This is a genomic window from Jiella avicenniae (assembly GCF_021390325.1).
Lineage (GTDB): Bacteria > Pseudomonadota > Alphaproteobacteria > Rhizobiales > Rhizobiaceae > Jiella > Jiella avicenniae.
On sequence record NZ_JAJUWU010000031.1, the window covers coordinates 1 to 18,648 of the forward strand.

Sequence of the window (18,648 nt, forward strand, 5' to 3'; positions counted from 1 at the left end):
TCACGGCTGGGAGGAAAAACGCCCGACCAGACCTACTTCAACCAGCCGCTTCTCGCAGCAGCGTAAACCCGGCAGACGATCCACTTATCAAGCCGCCGAGGCTGTTCAGACAAACCAAGCCACTTCTGCCGATCCACAACGGCGATGACCCGCGCCAGAGCTTCGGGATCGACATCGGTGTCGATGACAATCCGCCGCCCGCACGTCAGGATGATCTCCATGCGAGAGGACGTCGCAACACTCTCTTGCCTCGGCACCTCCGATACCGGTGCGAGCACTGCAGGAACGAATGTCGGCCCGGGATCCGATCCGGCTGGCTGGTTTCGGAAGGTCCGACGCCACATCGCCAGTTGCGAGCGCGATATCCCGTAACGCCGGGCTGTCGCCGAGACCAGCCGCGGGCCCGCCATGCTCTCAATGACGATCTTCAGCTTCTCTTCGTCGCTCCAGCGACGACGCCGACCCGTCTCGACAATCTCAAGCCGCTCAAAGGCTCTGTGCGTATTCCTGTCCATACGCACTGTTCTCATGCCGAAAACCTACTCCCCCGCAAGGCGGTCGCCGACGTAGGCGTACTTTGCTATCGCGGAAAACTCCAATTCAGAACGGGCCAGTTTCTTGGGTGCAGATCAACGACGCCCACGCCAGTTTGCAGGAAATGACACCATTCTCGCCTTCGGCATGGTAATTCGTGGTAACCAGCTCGACTCCCAGCCATATATGCTGTGCTTGTCGGTGAAGTAGGTGAGGTCATAAAGGTTGTGGTCGGAAAGCCGCCGGAAAAATGGACGGCGCGGCCGCTCTCGACGATGATGGCGGCTACAGGCTGAAGCGGCGGCGGTCGCGAATCTTGCGGGCTGGATTCCCTGCCCAAATCTCCCAGTCGGGTACATCCTTGACAGCGACGCCCCGCGCGCCGATCAGCGCCCCCTCCCCGACACGGACGCCCGGTCCAACGAAGGCCTCGGCCGCAACCCAGGCCATCGCGCCGACCGTGATCGGCTTCGGCAGGAGCTGGAAGTGCGGATCGTCGGGATCATGGGTTCCGCCGCAGAGATGAGCGCGCTGTGAGATCACCGCATAGTCGTCGATCGTGATCCGGCCCATACAATAACAGATGACGCCGGGGCCCATGACCGCATGGGCGCCCATCTGGAGGTTCGGCGGATACCAGACAGCGGCGGATGGATAGATACGGGCTGTGGCATGTAGCCTTGCGCCGAAGGCGCGTAGCAGGAATCGCCGCCAGCCGTGAAACGGAACCGGACTCCAACGTCCGAGGAGGCCCCAGACGCCCCCCCAGGCAAGCCTCAGAAGCCGGTGCCGCAGCGAAAAGCTCGGCCCGCCCTGACGCGGGTTCGCAAGCTTCGCGTCCAGCAGGCTCATGACGCACTTCTCGTCGCCACACGCTCCAGAACCGCAGCAAGGTCGCGGGCAGCAGCGTCGATGTGGAATGACATCTCGTAGCCCTTGCGGGCGCGCAGGCGCATCTCACTGCACTCAGCCTCCGGCAGTGAGAGCCATCGCTGCAGGAGCTTAGTGACGCCATCAAGGGTGTCGCTCTCAACCAAGCCTCCGCCCGACGCGGCGACCTCGCGCCAGATGTTCACCTTTTCGGTGATTAGGACTGGCGTGCCGCACGCCATCGCCTCGGCCACCACGATGCCGAAATTCTCCTGATGCGACGGCAGGATGAAGGCTTCGGCGCCTCGGAACGCCCCCCATTTGGCATCGCCCGAAACCATGCCGGGGAAATGAATGCGCTCGCCGATACCCGCCTGCCGCGCCTGCTCCTCAAGACGCGACTTCAACCCCACTTGATCGGGGCCCGCGATGACAAGGTCGATTCCCGGCTGAGACGATGCGACAGTCGCAAAGGCGGAGACCAGCAGATCGCAGCCCTTCTTTTCGTGTATGCGGGAAAGAAAGAGGAGATAAGGGCGCGTGTCGAGCGCCGGTAGCAGCGCGCGGAAGGCATTGTATTGCGCCTGCGATCGAGCCGGTGGCTCCGAAGTGCCGAACGCGACCACCGCTTCGCTATAGTCATGCCCCCGGAACATTCCCTTCGCCAAGAGTCGCTCTTCTTCGCACGTAAATAGCACCGTCGCAGCGTCGCGTAGGACCTTTCCCTGCCAGATCGTCCAGAACATCTGCTTCAGATGATGCTTCAGCGGATAGGCCCGCCGGAACCAAGGGTCCATCATGCCGTGGGTGAACACCACGTAGGGAAGCCCGGACGCCCGCAGGCCCTGCCAGCCGCCGATCGAGGCATGGTTCCAAAGACCTTCAATGATGGCGACGTCGAACCGGCTGGCATTCGTACTGACCCACTGCGACATCCTGGGGGTGTATCCATACCTCCTGGTCCAGTGCCCCAAGGGGTGAACGTGAAAGGGAAATCCTCCCACATAGCCCGCGCCCGGATCATCAAGTGATACAATTTCCGTTTCATGCCCCATTTCGCGAAGGGCGCCCGCGCTCACCCTTAGCGCTTCCACGGGTCCGCCCCATTCCGGGTCGACGCACGAAATGATCCGGAGAATCTTCATTTTCACCTACCGAGCCATCTTGAAGAACCGAGCGCTCAATCTGCATCGGTTCCATGTAGGCTCAAGAAATAAAGCTTGATAGATACGCAACTCGACGCGCCTCAAAACGCAATTACCTAACCTCTATGAGCTGTTGCACGGCTTCTGCAAAACGCGCAGCATCGCCTCTCTCAGCGGAAGCCGATGCTGCAAGACTCATGCGGCGCCATAGCGACTCGTCCCGATCGAGCAGCCTCATGAAAAACGCGAGCCCTTGCGGACTGTCGGGTTCGATCACGAAGCCGTTCACCCCGCTCCTCACCAAATTGTCGCGTGCGCCACAATTGTCCGACAAAATCACCGGCAGTCCCATGGCCTGCGCCTCGATGACCACATTGCCGAACTGTTCCTCGACACTGGGGAGCAACAGAGTAAGGGTATCGCCCAACACTTGGGCAATCCCGTCGGTCTGCAGAAAACCGCGGAAGACGACATGATCAGTCAGACCCAGCGATTGAACTTGCTCGCGCAAGGCCTCCTCCAGCGGTCCGGACCCGCAAAGATGCAAGGGGCGCGGATTCTCCGCCTCGCGGCGGTAGAGTGCGTAGCCCTCCAGCGCCATGGCTAAATTCTTCTTCGGAACGAAGCGAGCAACGATCGTGAAATGCCGATCGGCGAACGGCAGTCCGTCCGGAGCCGGCAGCTTGCCGGACAGGCGCCGGATGCGGTCGATCGAGAGCGTATTGTATTCGGTGGCGATCCTCTCCTTCGGGATGCCCATTAGCCGCATATAGTCCCTGGCCCGCAGGCCGGACGAGATCGCTCCATGGTACGGCAGGAAGAAAATGCGCTTCAGCCATTCGCGACCGACCGACCGTTCGTAGTCATCGAACTTCGAGCAGGACATTGTGTAGACTCTGCACCCTGACAGCCGCAGTATACTTGCAGCGAGGAGAACCGCCGGTCGCTCATAGTGACAAAAGAAGACGTGCTCAGCGCCGAGCTTCCGACATTCCCGAATTATCTCTGCCGCTGTTCTAGGAACTGAGACACCGGAGAAGCTTCCACCGGGAAACAGCGTCCGCTTATCGAACCCTTCCACGGGGCCCGATTCCCATTCGTAGGTTTCGCTACTGCCGAATATTTCGACGCCCACGACACGGGCGCCATTCTGCATCCTGCGCGCAACCGCCCGCACCCGGTCGTCGTGCATCGGGCCGAAATTGTCCCATAGGATTGCCAGTGAATTCATGGGTTACTCGCATGATACAAACAAGACTAAACTCTTCTGGTTCGAGGATAGCCCAGCCTATCGTATTCCGCGGCATGCAGTGTCATGAAACGATCCAACACAGGTTCGGAAAGATCCACGGTCTTGCCGCTGCCCGCCTTGTTGAGGTGCGGAAGGCTGGCTTCAATGCCAATTTTCCCGGCCAATGTTGCAAAATCCTCGTTAATCGTTTCGAAATGAAAAATATCGTCGATCAGTTTTTCGTCTCCGTCATACAGAAAGTCGGTCTGGAAGCGAAGCTCGTTATCCATTCGCCAGGTTAGGTACTCGTCAAAGCTCATGCTGGCAATTCTCTTGTTCCCGGGCAGATGCTGCTTCTTCAGCATAAAATAATAGAGTGACTTCTGCCAATCCATGGGATTGCGGACAAAGGCGAACCGATAATAACTATAAAAGCTGCTGCCCAGCTTCTTTTTCACATCCACCAGTTTCGGATGATAATTCAAAAGCGGATCCGAGCTGTGAGGCAGGCGGGCAACGAGCAGCATGTGGTTGATATATTGCCCAGCGACCTGCGACCGCTTTGCATAGGGTAAAAGTGCGTTCCTGATGGAGGAACCCGCGACCTTATAGACATGATAGAATATGGCATTTTTTTCTGGCAGAATAAGCATAGATTTCTCCACAACCTGAATTCAAAAAATAATTGAATTCATCGTCCCAAAGCAGAACGAGCGGACGCATCAGCGCGCACCGGCCAAGACATCGGAAAGATCAGCGATTGCGAAGCACCTCCTGCCTTTGTCGGTAGCGTCGACACCTACTAATAGGCCCGAGCGGTTCCAACGCGGATGCAAATCGCATTTCAGGTCAGAATCGTTCGAACCTACGTCATGCATCAGCGCCGCTATGTCGATCCGCCGCCGGGTTTTCAAATCGATCAAAATTAACGGGGTCTTGCCACTCCGGGGATCAGGGTACTCATCAGTTATAAGCCATGTTCGATCTGGGGAGAGCATCGGATGGCCGTCGTGCAGCAAGCTTTCGTTGCAAAATGGCTCACGCGCACCGGTTACCGTTGACATCACAAAGTAGCTCTCACTGAGCACAACACCCTTGAGGCGCGAGCGTGACTTGCGGGCTATCGCAATGAGTGGCCGCAATAGCGGTAATGCCAAAAGACCGGATCGCCGTGCCGAGGCAAGGCCTTTCGATCCTTTACGCATCCAGATGACGATGTTATCTTCATCGAGCCAGTCGAAGTGGCTAATCTTTTCCTCCGCCAGCATCTTGAGCTCGTCCCCGTTCGGTCGCGCCGAAAAAATTAGCGAGTAAAGAGCGTGATCCTTTGAGAAGAACCGAAGCATAAAGACTATGCGGGAACCCTCTCGATTGAATGACACGTGCGTGACGAACGCGGGCACGTCAGAACTGAGTGAGCCTCCACTCGCGGCGGCCAACTGCCTGATTGAAAACACAAGTGATCGCGCGCCGCTTTCCAAGTCAATTGACCAAAGGCCGTCATCGTCCGGCTGGGCAATGCTGTCGGCTGCACTTGCAAAGCCGCTGTATCCATAAGCCGGCCAAAGCGCGCCAAGACGGGCAAAGTTCGGCGCCATGGCGTACTGTCCGTCAGGCGCGATTGCTCCCACTGCGCTCGGCAGCAAACGTCGTTTACCTCCGATAAGGTCGACAAGTTCGCACCCAGGCGCGTCATCGACGCGCCTGTTGTAGGCAACGGTGGCCTCCCTGCCCGGAACCCACATAGCACGCGCGCCCTGCTGGAAATTCCAGCAGGTAGTCTCGCCCACCGTATCGATTCCGCCGGTCATGGGGTTCCAGATGACGATTTCCGCTAGATCGTGAGGACGAGGTAGCCGCCGGATGTCGGGATCCACCCGGTGCAGGAGAACGCGTCGATCGTCTGGACTCCAAGGCGTCACATCGTGGAAGCCGAAGAAGTACGAGGCATCACCCGGCGCTCTGGCGATTATCGGTGCGGACATCAAAATCGTTCCTGACGGTGTGGATTCTTCGGTTGCAAATCAAAACCTACCAGCGAAGCTGGCAGTCTGCCTGGGACTAGCCTATCGGCAATCTTCGATGCCGACAGCCTGGGCTGAAGAAGCTGGTCGAAATGGCGGTAGAACTTCATTCGACGCAAATCGGCGGTCGTCCGGTCGCGACCTGTGACCTTACGGAACATTCGCTCGTGATTGAGTTTGCTGAGAGCGCTATGACGCTGACTACCGGTGATGCTGCCTTCATGGATAGCGAATGCAGACCACAGTCCGGGAACATGCTTGAGGGTCTTGCCAGAAAGCGACATGTCAAGCAGAAGTTCCGCGTCCCAACTGGTGCGATTGTCGATGTTGAATCCGCCAACTTCGCGGAAGCCGTCTGCCCGGATGAAGGTCGATTGCTGCAGCACCAATGACCTGCCCCAGACGAACGACCACGCATCGAACGGCTTTGAGATCACCCGCCGCCGCGGTCGTCCGTCTGCATCGGTGATGTAGCCATCACCATAAATGCAGTCTGCGGTTGGGTTGCGGGCGATCGCTTCGGAAGCTTGAGCAAGCGCTCCGTTTAAGAAAAAGTCGTCTGAGTTGATATAGCCAAACCAATCACCTGTTGCATGAGCGAACCCCTTGTTAAGACCATCGGCCGGACCCGCGTCTGGCTCGAAAACGATCTTCGAGATCTGGTTTCGATAGGACTCGATCAGCTCGCGGCTGCCATCTGTCGAGCCAGGATCGACGACGATATACTCAATGTCCACCCCGGACTGGCTGATGACCGAACGGATGGCGCGCTCCAGAAACTCTCGCTGATTGAACGAGATCGTGACGATGGAGAATTTCATGGTTTACCCTTTTGCGATGGCTCTCCCTTGAGCCGGCGAAGGATGGAAGTATCAGGATGATTAAGAGGATTTCGGCGGGGTCGATAATCCGGCGATCCAGTCCGAACGGCGAGAAGAAGATGTCCCAGACGAGCGATAGAACGACAAAAGTAAGAAATCCGCTCAAATGGCTCGGGCGTCTCAACAGCATGACCGCCGCCGATCCGCATATCCACAGTATATAGATCCAGAAGACGGCGCCGAGGATGCCGTGCTCGACCCAGGCCCCCATCAGATGGGAATGAGTCGGAATGAGATCCCCACGAAAAGGATCGCCGGTTACCTTAATCCCAGCAGCCTCAAGTCTAGCGATCCTCAGGACGACGTAGTCCATATCCCGGGCCCACGACCCATGGCCGATGATCGGCGAATCCTTGACCGCAGGAATTGAGGATAGATACTCGGTTCGCCCAGCCTCCAGGAAATTGAGGTCGCCGCTGTACTGGTGTTCGTATTTGTCCTTCGCCTCCGGACCAAGCCATCCGGCGCTGGCGCTGAAGGCATAGACCTGAAACACTGCGCCCCCCGCAGCGATTCCCGCGAGCCCGACCAGAGCGATGCTCTTCCGCGACATCGATCTCCGGCGACCTGCAGTGATGAGCCCCACGAGCCCGGACAGCGCGGTCAGGCCAGTTAGGTTTCGCGCATTGAGGAGCAGGCTGAAGCCGGCGATAACGAACGGAAGCACTATGCCGAGTGAGCGAGTTGCAGCTTTACGGTTGAGTTGGCTCGCAACTAGCAGAACCAGCGCAGTGGCGAACTGCCCATATCCAAACTTCCAACCCGCTCCAGCGACCTCATCGGCAAGCTCGTCTCCCGAATAGCCAAGCGCAAGCTTAAGCGCCGCTGCGACGAAGAGGAACGACATGAGTTTGAGAGCGCGATCGAACCGACAGCGCGTCAGAAATACGAGGCCGAGAAAATTACTCAGCAAGAAGACAATCTTTGATGCCCCTCGTGAAAAGTCGCTAAAAGGCGTCTGACGGATCGCGTCAGTGACGAGACAGGCGGCTAGCCATAGTGCCCCGAGCACTAGAACGACCTTCACCTCACGTGGCACTTTGAGCCTGAGAGACCTAAACTTTGCATACCCAAACGGGAGATAGACTAGGAGCAGCACCTCCGCAAAAGTCAGTCGTCCGATCAAGTTTATCTCGGGAACCATACAAAACGAAACCAAGGCCAGAGGCAATGTCCCGGCCGCTAAACCGGAGCCTGAGCGTCTAATTCGCTGAGTACGGCCCGTCTCAGCCAATCTTCACGTCCACCCAATACGGCCTGATACAGACTAGATGTACAAAAACCAATCGAACTCCATAGCAAAAACAGAGAGCCGATGCCAATCCCAGGGCGCCATAACTATAGGAGAGAAATAACTTCATTGGGATCAGAGCTGACAGAAAAACAACCTGTATTCGTACCTGCTCCTTAATTCGATTTGCAGCATTCAGGACCATCGACTGGAGAATCCCGACGGAAACCATGACCGCATTTGCGGCCAGAACGAGCGCGAGAGCTCTATCAACGGTGACAGCGCGCCCCACCCAGAAATACACAATTTCTTCTATATATACCCAGATGAGAGTCGATAAAATTAAAGCAGACCCGACAACCAGCCCGAAGCTCCATTTCAGGAATTTAAGTGGCGGCTTGCCAGTCAAAGCCATTTCCTTGGCAACAAATGGCCATATCGGAAACAGCATTATTCCGCTCAACGAACATATGTAGAAAAACGGCTTTGAGACGACGTCGTAACTGGTAACCACGTCTGGAGTGGAGACTGCCTTCAGAAAGAGTGCGTCAATACCGATCTCACAGAATACAGAGAAGCTCAGCAGTGAAAACATTAGGCCTGTCTTGAGCTGCCGGATAGCAGCTGACCGCGAAAATTCCCTAAGATTGGGTGCTAAGTCCGGGGCCCGCACAACGAAGAGGTAAAAGAATAAGATGAAAGCCACCAATGTGGGGGCACCGAGTTGGACAGCTGTAAATCCCTCGACTCCGAAGCCAAACAGGAACCCGATATAGCATCCCACCGCAGCCAATATCCGTCCAGAGACCAGCCAGAGGCTTGCTTCGAGGTTCCTCCCACGTGCAAATAGCACCCTCTGGCCAAGCCCGAAAATAAGACCAAACCCGACGGCGACGAGGGCTACCCCCGCAGCCGCCGGAAGACTTCCAGCGCTGCCGGCTTCCAACCAGAGCCAGAGAATCGAGACAAGCACACCGGCCGCCACGATGACGCTGCCAATGAACAGTTGCAGTGCCCATGCTTGGCTAATCGCGTGTTTTGCGGCGGCGGTCGCCTCCGGCGTATGAGCTGCCGCGACCGGGTTCACTACAGAAGTGCCCAAGCCCAGATCTGAAAAGCTAACAAACTGCGAAAAAGACATGACGGCGGCCATGATCGCGTAGTCGGTTGTTCCCAGCGTAGACAGCATCAACGGCACCGTGATCGCAGTCACTGCGATGTTCACGACGCGAGTCCCCATTGAGCCGGCAACGTTCATTGCCAGCTCAACGTACTTCCTTCCCGGCAGGCCCATATATGCCTGAGCAACAGAACTGATGCGGCTGCCAACCCGGGGCAAGTCGCTCACCTCGCTACTCCGGCGCAGAGAAGGCTCAGCCCATCGCGCTTGGACAAGAAAGCCGCGAGGTCACGCTGGGACTTGGCCTTGGTCCAAAGGCTCGTGGCGCATCTTCCAATCCCTTCAGCCAATTTATCCGCATCCCCCGGCGGCGTGATAATCGCCGCCTCGCCTAGAAACTCCGCCAGTTCCGTGCCCGCTTCCACCGTCACCAGCACCGGCTTGCCTGAGGCCAGCATGCCCCCGAGCTTCGACGGCAGCACGAGGTCGGCGGCGCCCTTGTCCTGCGGCAGAGCGTGGAGGTCGGCCATGTTGAGGAATGCGTTGAGCCGGGCATAGGGCTGAAACGGCAGGAAGCGGAGGGTCTTGAGGTGCCCATAGCGGCGCTGGAGGTCCGGCTTCAGCGGCCCCTCGCCCGCCACGACGAAATGAATGCGCGGCTCGTCCTTCAGCCGCTCGGCCGCGTCGAGCAGCACGGAGAGTCCCTGCTTGGCGCCGATATTGCCGGAGTAGAGGACGACGAAGTCTTCGCGCGCGAAGCCGAGCTCGGCGCGATAGGGGCTTTCTTCCTCCATCGGATAGATGTGGGACAGGTCGACCCAGTTGCGCACCACCGAGAGGTCCTCGGGAGAGACACCCTTCTCCCGCAGCTTCCCAGCCATGCGGTTCGAGATCGTCACGATCTTGTCGAAGCCGGAGAGCGTCCGCTTCTCGAAGGCATGGGCGAGCCGCTTCAGCCAGGCCCTCTCGCCGAGATGGCCAACGGCGAAGGCGGCATCCACCTCAAGGTCTTGGACATGCAACACGGTCCGCGCGCCGACGAGCCTGGCCGCCAACTGCGCCACCGGGGCGGCGAACAGCGTGGGCTCGACGCAGAACACCGTCGCCGGGCGCCGGCGCAGGATCTGCCAGACAACGACCGGCGCAGAGGAGAGCGCGAAGGAGAGCGGCGCGATCAGTCGCCAGATGCCCCGCATGTTCCGCCGCAGGATGAGCGGCGTGCGCAGAACCCGCACGCCCTTCTGGCTTTCGCGCGAGTAGCAATTGCTGTAACCTCCCTGGACCGTCCAGCCGGGGTAATGCGGAGGCGTGGTGACGACCGTCACGTCCATGCCCTCGGCCGCGAGGTGCTCGGCGATCTCGCCCGTGTACTTACCGACGCCGGCGATCTCCGGAGCGTAGTTCATCCCATAGACAAGGACCCGCTTGCCGGCTCTGGTCGCATCAGTCGGCTCCGTGTCCATAACTGTCGAGTAGTCCACGGCTGTGTCGCTCACGCCGCGTCTCCACGTCGCCGGACGGCGTCCGCCAGAAACGCGTCATAGGCGTTGCGGATTCCGTCATCAAGCGCAATGCGCGGCGTCCATCCAAGGCCTCGCAGGCGCTCGGAACTCATCAATTTACGCGGTGTGCCGTCCGGCTTAGACAGATCATGGACGATTTCGCCTTTGTAGCCGACGATCCGGCAGACCCTCTCGGTCAAATCGAGAATGGTCACGTCCTCCCCGGAACCAACGTTCACATGGCTCTCATTAGAATAGGCCTTCATCAGGTGAACGCATGCGTCGGCGCAGTCGTCGACATGCAGAAACTCACGCCGCGGGCTGCCGGTCCCCCATATTGTGATCTCCGGCTGATGATCGACCTGCGCCTCGTGCGCCTTGCGGATCAGCGCCGGCAGGACGTGACTTGACTGGAGGTCGAAATTGTCGCCAGGCCCATAAAGATTGGTCGGCATAGCAGAGATGAAGTCGTCGCCATGCTGCCGGCGATAGGCCTGGCAGAGTTTGATACCAGCGATCTTGGCGATCGCATACCACTCGTTGGTCGGCTCGAGCGGCCCGGTCAGCAGCGCCTCCTCCCGGAGTGGCTGCTCAGCGAATTTCGGATAGATGCAGGAAGAGCCGAGGAACAGGAGTTTCTCCACGCGGGCCTGATGAGCCGCATGGATGATGTTGGCCTCGATCATCAAGTTGTCGTAGAGAAAGTCGGCCGGATAGGCGTCGTTAGCGAGTATTCCGCCGACCTTGGCTGCTGCCAGGAACACCGCCTGCGGCTTCGTCTCAGCCATCCAGGCCTCCACGTCGGCCTGACGCGTCAGATCGACATCATCACGCCCGACAGTCAGGATCTCGCAGCCTTCTCGCCCGAGCCGCCGGACGAGCGCCGACCCGACCATACCACGATGACCAGCGATCCAAACACGCTTGCCGGCAAGATCGTATATCGCGTCAGACATGGACGAGACCCTTCCCGGTCGCCCGCTGCGGCACCGATCGCGCCATGATCTTGAGATCCTCACGGACCATCTCGGTCACGAGTTCGTCGAGACCCGTCTCGTGCCGCCAGCCGAGTTTCTCGTGCGCCTTCGTCGGATCGCCGAGCAAGAGATCGACCTCCGTTGGCCGAAAATACCGCGGATCGACCTCAACCACAGCTCGGCCGCTCGATGCGTCATATCCCTTTTCGTCGACCCCTTCACCGCGCCACTCAATGTCGATACCGACCTTGCGGAAGGCCTTCTCGACAAAGCTCCGGACGCTGTATGTGTGGCCAGTCGCCAGCACGTAGTCGTCCGGCTCGTCCTGCTGCATCATCAGCCACATACCTCGGACGTATTCCCTTGCATGGCCCCAGTCGCGCTGGGCATCGAGATTGCCGAGATACAGCCGATCCTGCAGGCCGAGATGAATCGCTGTAACTGCGCGAGTGATCTTGCGAGTAACGAAGGTTTCGCCCCGCAAAGGGCTCTCGTGATTGAACAGGATGCCATTCGAGGCATGCATGCCGTACGCCTCGCGGTAGTTCACCGTGATCCAGTAGGCATAAAGCTTGGCTGCCGCATAGGGACTACGCGGGTAAAAGGGGGTTGTCTCACTTTGCGGAACAGCTTGCACTTTGCCGTAGAGTTCAGATGTCGACGCCTGATAAAACCGGGTCTTCCCTGTCAGGCCGAGAATCCGGATAGCCTCAAGCAGGCGCAGCGTCCCGATACCGTCTGCATTGGCTGTGTATTCAGGAGTCTCGAAGGAGACCTGCACATGGCTTTGAGCGGCAAGATTGTAGATCTCGTCCGGCTGCACCTCCTGCACGACCCGAATGAGGTTGGTGGCGTCGGTCAGATCGCCGTAGTGGAGGATGAATCGCGGGTTCTCGACGTGCGGGTCTTCGTACAGATGTTCGATCCGACCGGTATTGAAGGACGATGAACGCCGCTTAAGCCCGTGGACTATGTAACCCTTCGCCAACAAAAGCTCAGAGAGATATGCGCCGTCTTGGCCCGTAGCGCCGGTAATTAGCGCGACCTTCGGCCTCTCAGGATTACGTTCATCGTACATTTACAAACTCGCAAATTATTTGCAGCGCGGTGGGATCAACGACTTTCTGCTCTTCGATAGCATCAGATCCGGAACGGCTCTCGATCGAAACACTCCCCCCAACCACCTCTCGGCGGGCGCCCCTCCCGAATTGTTGCAATGCCATATGAACGCGAAAGCTGCAAGACGGAAAGCAAAATGTTTACGAAGGGTTAACATCATTACTAAACCGCCAATTGCCAACAATGTTAGCAGCGGCGCAGTTGGCCCGCACCGATCCCGCCGATAAAGTACGCCCGTGGAGGCCGAACTAACTATTTCAACAAAATCGGAGGGCCGACGCAGCCAGATTGGCGAGAGGACGCTATCGCCCAGTTGCTGCTCAGTTCTTCGGCCAGCCCCCTTGTTCCCGTGTCGAGCAGCTTTCATCTCGCCCTAATCGGCGTTGGAATTGAACGGTCGAAAGTCGAATGTGCGATATCGCTCGCCTCTCCCAAATGTCGACCTTGCTCCCGTCGCTATTTGCGTTAACTCTTCGATACGCGCATCTGGCAACGCAAGGAAGGATTGTTCGGCTAATTCGGTAGAGCCATTTGCTCGGAGCACTGCGGTTATATCGAGGGCGGTCCTTGGCTTCGTAAGGAGGAGAGCGCGGTTCAAATCCGCATCAAACTCCGCGCCCACCGATACTCCTGGCAACCGCAACAAAGGAGCCAGAAGGAGCCACCGTTGAGTTAACACCCTCGCGTCCACGGGCGAGGCCTCGGTCGACAGCCGCATCATAGCCGTAAAGCGATTCGGCTCAAGTGCGATGGATCGCTCGACGAAAGCTAGGACACTCCAGAGATTTCCATCTTCCGGGCTACATCTGAGCGCATCCCGCAGAGACTGAGCAGCGGCTTCAAGCGCCGAAAGTCGCTCCTCGGCGATCGTCGCTCGTTGAGACTCCCATTCGGCGACGAACATACTCAGCGTGACACGCCCCCGATGGAACGCTCCCCCACAAGCTCGGCCCTCTCTGATTTCGGACCGAATGCTGTCTATGGTCGATGCAGAAACTTCGGGAAAAGAGGATGCGCCTTCGATCGCAGAAGCGGTTCTCACGATTGGGAAATCGACGAGCGAAAGCGCCAGCTGATGAAAACAGCCGTACAGAAATATCAGAAGCCCTGCGACCGAAAGGCTTCGAGCAATGCCCTTCATCACCATCTCGATCAGTGATGATAATAGGAGCCGTAGCGCGATGCGTAATACTCCGCCGACCCGTAAGATCGGTAAAGCCGCATCTTGCTCTCGTCCGATTTATTAAGAATAACCCCCAAGCATTTCTCGTGAAAAACCGGATTGTTCGCCATCATGCTCCGGACCAGCTGGCGTGAAGTTCGGCCCCACTCCACGACAAACACAAAGGCGTCGACACGGTTCGCGAAGGCCTTTGCGTCGACAACCGGCCCCACCGGAGGGAGATCGACGACGATGTAGTCGAACTGCTTGCGGTAGCCGGCAAGGATCGCCGCCATACTGGGCGAAGCCAAAAGCTCGCTTGTATGGGAAACGCGTTGCCGCAGGACTGTCGGTAGAACCGTCAGTTGGCGCGACTGGTCATGCCGCAATACGGCCTCCTGAGACGCGTTTCCAAGCACCGCCTCGATCAGACCTGTATCAGGCTTACCGGCGAGACCACGTGACAGGCCGGGATTGCGAAGGTCTCCGTCGATCAGAAGGGTCTTGGCGCCCTGCATCGCTAAAAGGATGCCGAGGTTCGCCGATGTCGTGGACTTCCCCTCCCCCGGAATACACGAGACGACACCGATGACCTTGGCGTCCAAGTCCGGCAAGGCCATATCGGCCGCAACCTTCACATTTCGCAATGTCTCGGCAAACGCCGACAGAGGATGGTGCCGGACATAGGCTGCCATAGAAGTCGCCGGCCAAAGCCCCTCGCCAGGCATAAGTGTAGCGTCTTGCGATTTCCCATCCACGGGCGACACCGCCGGCATAAAGCCGAGGAACTCGGCCTGCAATTCCGAGCGCACCTGGTCTCCGGTTCGGAAGAAACGATCTCTATATTCACGAAATGCCGCGATACCCGAACTCGAAGCGAGGCCGAGAACGAGGAAAAGTGCTAGAATAAGAGGCTTCCGTGGATAGCTTGGATGCTCCGGATAGGATGGCGGCGTGATGATGCGAGCGTCTGTGATTGGGAAGGATTGCTGCTGAACGGTCTGCTGGTAGCGCTGTAGGAAATTGTCGTAGAGTGACTTGAAGGTTTCGGACTCTCGCTCAAGCTCGCGGAGCTTGACTTGGACCGTGTTCTTCTCCGCATTGACACCGACGACACCGTCGAGGCTGGCCTGAAGCGAATTTTGACGGCTCAACGCCACCTTGTAGGCATTCTCGTAGCTCTCGGCGATCCGTCGCAACTCGCCGAATATCAGATTCTGATAGTCGTTCATCTCGTTTCGAAGACGAACGGCCTGAACGTGGTTTGGCCCGAGCTTCTTGCTTATCTCCGCCTCACGCCTTGCCGCATCTAGATACTTTTCGCGAAGCGTGTTGATCGTGGTGCTGACAAGAGCATCACCCACGACGGCGTCGGTCCGTCCTGCGTTGATGATGCCTCGGATCTGATCCAACCTGGCCTTCGTACTGGCTGTTTCCGCTTGGGCAGTGATCAGCTGTGTCGTAATCTCGTTGAGCTGCTGCTCGGAAACTAGCTGGTTTCCCGATGAGATCAGTCCGTTGTCGTTGCGAAATTTTTGCACAGCCAAATCGGCAGCAAAGGATTGTTGCTTGAGTTCGGCAATGCGATCCTGCAGCCAACCGCTCGCGCGTTTCGTTGCGTCGTATTTGGCTTGCAATTGATCATCAAGATAAGCGTCACCGTATGTTCTGGCGATACGAACGGCCATCGATGGATCGGATGAGGTATAACCGAGGCGCAAGACGTAGGTGCGCCCGACCCGTTCGACGGACAAGTTGTTTTGCAAGATGGTGATGGCGTCCTCGACCGCATCGTCTTGCCCAGCAACGTCGGACGCATCGAGATTGGGGATCAAACTCCCAACAACATCGGAAACCGTCGCCTTCACTGCCCCAATGGCTGATCCGATCAACGACGGATTGCCGGCCATGAACCGTTCATTCTGGGTAAGATTGAGCTGCGTCACCACCGCCTCGGCGATCTGGCGCGACTTCAGCAACTCGACCTGGCTGAGCATTTCGGCTTCGTCCTGAAAGACGCCGCTCGCAGCCGAAAGCTCATCGACGAGCTTGGATTGTCCCTTGTCGATCAGAAGGTCAGTGGTCGCAGTGTAAAGTGGTACGGCCGACACCACGTAGGCGAGGCCGAGGACAAGCCCGATCGCCGCCCCCGCAAGCACAATCCAGACTTGACGGCGGGCGGCAGCGAGAAGCCGATCAAAATCGAGAAACTCGACGCTTGTCTCTTCATCATCGAAATGGCGATCCTGAGCACCCAATCGCGTATCGGGAAAATGCAGCATCTCACCCTGACTAACCAAGCAACGCTGGGACCAAGCAGAAAATCGGTCCGAAGCTTCAACCCTCCCATACCGACGCTTCGGGCAGGACGAGAGCTATTCGGAACTAGCGATCAAGCATCGGACGCACGGCGCGGACTTTCGTTGACGCCTTACTAGCCGAAAACACCGACCGCTAACAACGTCAACGCGTGTTGCTAATCTCAGCAACATCAGCCGCCGTCGTACCGCCGTTGTAGCTAGCACTTCCGCCGCCACCCGTCGTGAACGATCCCGAACTCGAGCCAGTCACAGTCGTAGCTCCAGTCGTGCCGGACCCACCGGCCGAACCACCGCCCGTAAGCGAGCCACCTCCCGTGGCGCCCACTCCGCCGCCTACTCCACCGACGCCGCCGGCAGCCCCTCCACCGACAGCGCCATTGCCGAGCGCAGCAACAGTCTCCTGCGCAAGCGCCGCCTCGTAGGCCGCAATCAGGCCGGGCGACTGAGATGCAGCCACGAGGCGCGCGATATAGGCGTCGTATCCATTGGCGGACGCACCAGAAGCCTTCGCGGCTGCCGCAAGCCCCGCCCCGATCGCCGCGATATCGCCGGTGCTGGCGCCGTCGCTCTTCGCGAGAGTGACGAGGGCCGGCACCGTTCGATTGTCCGAGCCCGCAAGCTTGGAAACATAGGTGATCATCGGGGCGCCAGCGGACGGATAGGTCGACAAAAGCGCTGCCGGATTGCCCAACCACTGATCGACGGCATCGGATCCGACACGATCGCTACCCGTCAGATAGGCAGCGGGCGCTGGCTCGTCGGAAACGCTCGTATCCGCAGCAGACACATCCGAGGCGGTATCATCGGCAGCAGGCGCAGCGCCCACGCTCGGATCGACGACGGGCGCCGCCCCGGTATCCTCGACTTGGGTCGGTGCGGCACCCCCATCCTGAGCTTGCGCCATTCCGATTGCGATGCACGAAGAGCATGCGAGAGCTGCTCCGACGACGATCGACCACTGCGACGTTTTCGACATACCAAACCACCGTTGCTTCCGAGTAATTCCACTTACCATAGGTCGCCGAGCGGTAAAAGCGGTAACCGTTCGTTAACACATGGCATCAGCACGATTTTTCGCGAAGGCGGTTAAGAAGCCTCAGTTCAGAGGTTCGAAGCGCAATGGATCGCGACAGCGCTTCAAACCCGTAACGAAGCAGACCCTAATCCCCGATCACTTTCACCGCCGTCTTGGCGGCTGCGACGTCGACGATGGGCGCGACCGTACCGGAGGTGGCAGAGTTGATCACGCTCAGGAATTTGACGAGCTCGACCGAGTCGGCGTTCGACACGTAGAGAATGTCTTTGTCCTGCATCGGGAAGCGCTGCGCCAGGAAGTAGGCCGACGGATCGCGCATGTTCGTGCGGAAAATCACCGGGAAGCCACCTTCGGTCTTCGCGGTGACAGGGAAGCCCATCGCGGAAAGCGTTTCGGGATCGACGAGCCGATAGAGGAACACCTGACCCGGATCGGCTCGCCCGTCGAGAAGACCGCCCGCCTTGCCGACGGCTTCGGCAAGCGTCAAATCGGAATCCTCGAAGTCGATACGACCGTTCAGGCCTGACGCGCCGAATGCCAGATACGTCCTCCGATCCCGGTTCGCGTAAATCACGTCGCCCGGATAGACGAAGATGTTCTCGCGGGGATTGGCAATCAGATCGTCGAACAGTACCGTCGCGGTCGTACCGTTGCGCTGGAGCGTGATGCTGGTCTCGGCACTCGGCGCGCTGATGCCACCGGCACGAGACAATGCATCGAGCACCTTCTCGCCGCCGGGATTGATCGCCAGCTTCGCAGGCGAGTTCACATCGCCAAGGACGGAAATCTCGCTGGAACGGCTTTCGATCAGATTGATCACGGCTTGCGGCTCGATCGCACGATCGGCCAGCCGTTGCACGATGATATCCTGCACTTGTTCAGTGGTGCGACCGACGGCCGGAATGAGCCCCGCATAGGGAACAGAGATATATCCATTCGTATCGATCACCTGCCGTGGCAGGGTGATGAAGTTGCCCGGACGGGTTCCAGCCTCGGCCGGTATGAAGAGGCCCCCTGCCGCGGACTCGAAGAGCGTGACCTCGACGACGTCGCCGACTCCGAGAGGAAGATCCGGCGGCCCCTTGCGGGTGGCACCAAAGCCGCTCCGGAAGCTCTGTCGCTGCGCTTTCGGGAAATACGACAGAACGGGTTCCGTCAGATCCACGAGAACATAATTCGTCAGGGGTTTCTTCTCGTCCGCCGCGAAATAGAGCGTCGCATTGTCTCGGATCACCGCGTCATCGGGCCCCGAGCGCGGCAGAGTTTGGCATCCCGAGAGCGCGAGCAGCGCGGATACTCCGCACATGAGCGCCTGCCGCCTATGAAAAGTCATTTTTGCGTCCCCACGCGAACATTACCCCTTGGGAAGATTGGTAGCCAAGAGGTTGCGAAAATGCGAATGGTTTCTCGCAATTCACCCTGATGGCCGGGCAGGAGTTGCGTTAAGGCAACGCCGGTGTGTCGGCAGCAGCACAGGGCGTGCAGGGATTCAACC

The 18,648-nt window shown here is 58.5% G+C and carries 16 protein-coding genes; all 16 read right to left on the bottom strand.

What is annotated here, in order from left to right; all coding sequences use genetic code 11:
- Nucleotides 1-32: 32 nt before the first annotated feature.
- The gene (gene tnpA / locus LZD57_RS22910; RefSeq protein WP_233721916.1) at nt 33-515 is read right to left on the bottom strand and encodes an IS66-like element accessory protein TnpA; all 483 of its coding nucleotides are present in this window, start codon (nt 513-515) and stop codon (nt 33-35) included.
- Nucleotides 516-819: 304 nt separating this feature from the next.
- The gene (locus LZD57_RS22915; protein WP_233721917.1) at nt 820-1,386 is read right to left on the bottom strand and encodes an LbetaH domain-containing protein; all 567 of its coding nucleotides are present in this window, start codon (nt 1,384-1,386) and stop codon (nt 820-822) included.
- Nucleotides 1,383-2,549 carry a glycosyltransferase gene (locus LZD57_RS22920; protein WP_233721937.1) on the bottom strand — a complete coding sequence of 389 codons (1,167 nt, stop codon included), beginning with the start codon at nt 2,547-2,549 and terminating at the stop codon, nt 1,383-1,385. Before LZD57_RS22920 ends, LZD57_RS22915 begins: the two co-directional genes overlap by 4 nt.
- A gap of 112 nt (nt 2,550-2,661) precedes the next feature.
- Complete coding sequence (locus LZD57_RS22925; protein ID WP_233721918.1) at nt 2,662-3,780, bottom strand: glycosyltransferase family 4 protein; 1,119 nt, start codon at nt 3,778-3,780, stop codon at nt 2,662-2,664.
- A 26-nt stretch (nt 3,781-3,806) separates the two neighbouring features.
- On the bottom strand, nt 3,807-4,433 hold the full coding sequence (locus LZD57_RS22930; RefSeq protein ID WP_233721919.1) for a sulfotransferase family 2 domain-containing protein: 627 nt from the start codon (nt 4,431-4,433) through the stop codon (nt 3,807-3,809).
- Between the two features lie 69 nt (nt 4,434-4,502).
- Nucleotides 4,503-5,765, bottom strand: a complete 1,263-nt coding sequence (locus LZD57_RS22935; protein ID WP_233721920.1) for a hypothetical protein — start codon at nt 5,763-5,765, stop codon at nt 4,503-4,505.
- Entirely contained in the window at nt 5,765-6,625 is an 861-nt protein-coding gene (locus LZD57_RS22940) for a glycosyltransferase family 2 protein (RefSeq protein ID WP_233721921.1), read from the bottom strand. The genes LZD57_RS22935 and LZD57_RS22940 overlap by 1 nt, the downstream gene beginning before the upstream one ends.
- On the bottom strand, nt 6,531-7,829 hold the full coding sequence (locus LZD57_RS22945) for a hypothetical protein (RefSeq protein WP_233721922.1): 1,299 nt from the start codon (nt 7,827-7,829) through the stop codon (nt 6,531-6,533). Before LZD57_RS22945 ends, LZD57_RS22940 begins: the two co-directional genes overlap by 95 nt.
- A gap of 82 nt (nt 7,830-7,911) precedes the next feature.
- On the bottom strand, nt 7,912-9,264 hold the full coding sequence (locus LZD57_RS22950) for a lipopolysaccharide biosynthesis protein (protein WP_233721923.1): 1,353 nt from the start codon (nt 9,262-9,264) through the stop codon (nt 7,912-7,914).
- The gene (locus LZD57_RS22955; protein WP_233721924.1) at nt 9,261-10,532 is read right to left on the bottom strand and encodes a WcaI family glycosyltransferase; all 1,272 of its coding nucleotides are present in this window, start codon (nt 10,530-10,532) and stop codon (nt 9,261-9,263) included. Before LZD57_RS22955 ends, LZD57_RS22950 begins: the two co-directional genes overlap by 4 nt.
- Nucleotides 10,529-11,494: a GDP-L-fucose synthase gene (gene fcl / locus LZD57_RS22960; RefSeq protein ID WP_233721925.1), complete on the bottom strand. Its 966-nt coding sequence runs from the start codon at nt 11,492-11,494 to the stop codon at nt 10,529-10,531. Before fcl ends, LZD57_RS22955 begins: the two co-directional genes overlap by 4 nt.
- Nucleotides 11,487-12,593 (bottom strand): GDP-mannose 4,6-dehydratase, encoded by a 1,107-nt coding sequence (gene gmd / locus LZD57_RS22965; protein ID WP_233721926.1) that lies wholly within the window; start codon nt 12,591-12,593, stop codon nt 11,487-11,489. Before gmd ends, fcl begins: the two co-directional genes overlap by 8 nt.
- Before the next feature lie 414 nt (nt 12,594-13,007).
- On the bottom strand, nt 13,008-13,775 hold the full coding sequence (locus LZD57_RS22970) for a hypothetical protein (RefSeq protein ID WP_233721927.1): 768 nt from the start codon (nt 13,773-13,775) through the stop codon (nt 13,008-13,010).
- An 11-nt stretch (nt 13,776-13,786) separates the two neighbouring features.
- On the bottom strand, nt 13,787-16,078 hold the full coding sequence (locus LZD57_RS22975) for a polysaccharide biosynthesis tyrosine autokinase (RefSeq protein ID WP_233721928.1): 2,292 nt from the start codon (nt 16,076-16,078) through the stop codon (nt 13,787-13,789).
- 181 nt (nt 16,079-16,259) lie between these two features.
- Nucleotides 16,260-17,093: a hypothetical protein gene (locus LZD57_RS22980; protein WP_233721929.1), complete on the bottom strand. Its 834-nt coding sequence runs from the start codon at nt 17,091-17,093 to the stop codon at nt 16,260-16,262.
- A gap of 184 nt (nt 17,094-17,277) precedes the next feature.
- On the bottom strand, nt 17,278-18,486 hold the full coding sequence (locus tag LZD57_RS22985; RefSeq protein ID WP_233721930.1) for a polysaccharide biosynthesis/export family protein: 1,209 nt from the start codon (nt 18,484-18,486) through the stop codon (nt 17,278-17,280).
- Between the last annotated feature and the right edge of the window lie 162 nt (nt 18,487-18,648).

Coding starts and splice junctions, on each gene's coding strand:
- tnpA (WP_233721916.1), bottom strand. CDS start 515: ATGGACAGGAATACGCACAGAGCCTTTGAGCGGCTTGAGATTGTCGAG.
- LZD57_RS22915 (WP_233721917.1), bottom strand. CDS start 1,386: ATGAGCCTGCTGGACGCGAAGCTTGCGAACCCGCGTCAGGGCGGGCCG.
- LZD57_RS22920 (WP_233721937.1), bottom strand. CDS start 2,549: ATGAAGATTCTCCGGATCATTTCGTGCGTCGACCCGGAATGGGGCGGA.
- LZD57_RS22925 (WP_233721918.1), bottom strand. CDS start 3,780: ATGAATTCACTGGCAATCCTATGGGACAATTTCGGCCCGATGCACGAC.
- LZD57_RS22930 (WP_233721919.1), bottom strand. CDS start 4,433: ATGCTTATTCTGCCAGAAAAAAATGCCATATTCTATCATGTCTATAAG.
- LZD57_RS22935 (WP_233721920.1), bottom strand. CDS start 5,765: ATGTCCGCACCGATAATCGCCAGAGCGCCGGGTGATGCCTCGTACTTC.
- LZD57_RS22940 (WP_233721921.1), bottom strand. CDS start 6,625: ATGAAATTCTCCATCGTCACGATCTCGTTCAATCAGCGAGAGTTTCTG.
- LZD57_RS22945 (WP_233721922.1), bottom strand. CDS start 7,829: ATGGTTCCCGAGATAAACTTGATCGGACGACTGACTTTTGCGGAGGTG.
- fcl (WP_233721925.1), bottom strand. CDS start 11,494: ATGTCTGACGCGATATACGATCTTGCCGGCAAGCGTGTTTGGATCGCT.
- gmd (WP_233721926.1), bottom strand. CDS start 12,593: ATGTACGATGAACGTAATCCTGAGAGGCCGAAGGTCGCGCTAATTACC.
- LZD57_RS22970 (WP_233721927.1), bottom strand. CDS start 13,775: ATGAAGGGCATTGCTCGAAGCCTTTCGGTCGCAGGGCTTCTGATATTT.
- LZD57_RS22975 (WP_233721928.1), bottom strand. CDS start 16,078: ATGCTGCATTTTCCCGATACGCGATTGGGTGCTCAGGATCGCCATTTC.
- LZD57_RS22980 (WP_233721929.1), bottom strand. CDS start 17,093: ATGTCGAAAACGTCGCAGTGGTCGATCGTCGTCGGAGCAGCTCTCGCA.
- LZD57_RS22985 (WP_233721930.1), bottom strand. CDS start 18,486: ATGACTTTTCATAGGCGGCAGGCGCTCATGTGCGGAGTATCCGCGCTG.